General features: G+C 39.2%; 1 protein-coding gene and 2 pseudogenes. All 3 read right to left on the bottom strand.

Features of this window, described 5'->3' with window-relative positions; translation table 11 throughout:
- Positions 1-86, bottom strand: a pseudogene (locus EYW48_RS21175) (VOC family protein); the annotation flags it as partial.
- Positions 87-239: 153 nt separating this feature from the next.
- The gene (locus tag EYW48_RS21170) at positions 240-884 is read right to left on the bottom strand and encodes a hypothetical protein (RefSeq protein ID WP_274701155.1); all 645 of its coding nucleotides are present in this window, start codon (positions 882-884) and stop codon (positions 240-242) included.
- 151 nt (positions 885-1,035) lie between these two features.
- Positions 1,036-1,159: pseudogene (locus EYW48_RS22045) on the bottom strand (GNAT family N-acetyltransferase); the annotation flags it as partial.

Below are 1,159 nucleotides of genomic sequence, written 5' to 3'. Positions count from 1 at the left end.
CCAAACACAGAAGAGAAGAATGACTTTGTTGATTCCAAATCCTTTGCGCCAAACTCTACATAATTTAGCTTTTCATGCTGATTCATTTCCTGCCCCTTTGTAATTTTTCCGAAAAGCGTATAACGCCCAATTAAGGGGTGAACAACGCCTCCACCCAACCCAGCGCATTGTGCCATAAACACTAAATTTGAAGTAGAAGCAAAAGTGCCAAGCGTTGAGAATCCCTCTTAAATTGCTTGTTAGCTTTTTACACTATGCTTCTTGCGAATATGCTTTTTAAGGTTTTTCTTTGACACAGTCACACCACATTGAGGACATTCGGTAGTTTCAATGATGAGCATATATTTTAGGTTAGGCTCTTCAAGCGAGTAAATCACTTCATTGTTAGAATCTAACACGCACAACTTACCCAATAAAAAGCCGCCATTGTTTTTACATACCAATTCAAGTTTACGTTTTTTGCCGTTATTAACTATTAATTCAGTTCGAGATTTGTCGTAACTAACTCGGCACGATTTAACAACGCCTATAGTGCTATTTTCAGGCAAAGACTCAACGTCAAATTTATGGAAAGAAAGTAATGATGTTGGCTTTTGAGAGGATAACTTAGGAGGATGCATACAAGCATGTTGATACCACGGAGGACCAAGAGGAGCATCTACCCAAACGCTTCCGCCATTATGACGAATGAAATAAACTTCGTCATGACACTCAGGGCACGAAGTAGAGAAACAAGTACTCTCTTTAGATTCTCGATACCCACTATAATCATTTATTGCTGAGTTTCCGGAGTCAATACAACCACCGTGAATATGTATGGGAATGCACTGTCCGCCGACATATCTAAATTCGATGGGGTTTCCACAACGATTACAACTAGACATAACTACATAGACTCTTTTATTCGATGAAAGCTAACGCCCAATTAAGGGGTGAGCAACGCTACCACCCAAACCTAAAGCATTGTGCCATAAACACTAAACTTGAAGTAGAAGCAAAAATACCAAGCGTTGGGAATCCCTCTTAAATTGCTTGTTATGCCTGTACTACTTTTTGTGTGAAGTGCTCAAAAGCCGTAACTTTAGAATAACCCTCAGATACATATAGATTTTTTGCTGATTCGTTATCAATTGAAGTCGCAAGCTTCACAGTTAAAGCA

The sequence above is a fragment of the Vibrio sp. 1180_3 genome, assembly GCF_029478545.1.
Classification (GTDB): Bacteria; Pseudomonadota; Gammaproteobacteria; order Enterobacterales; family Vibrionaceae; genus Vibrio; species Vibrio aestuarianus.
Note: the sequence above shows the minus strand (reverse complement) of the source record. Positions and strands in the feature narration are given on the sequence as shown.

What these genes read in the sequence shown, in the direction of transcription:
- EYW48_RS21170 (WP_274701155.1), bottom strand. Translation starts at nt 884, where the DNA reads ATGTCTAGTTGTAATCGTTGTGGAAACCCCATCGAATTTAGATATGTC.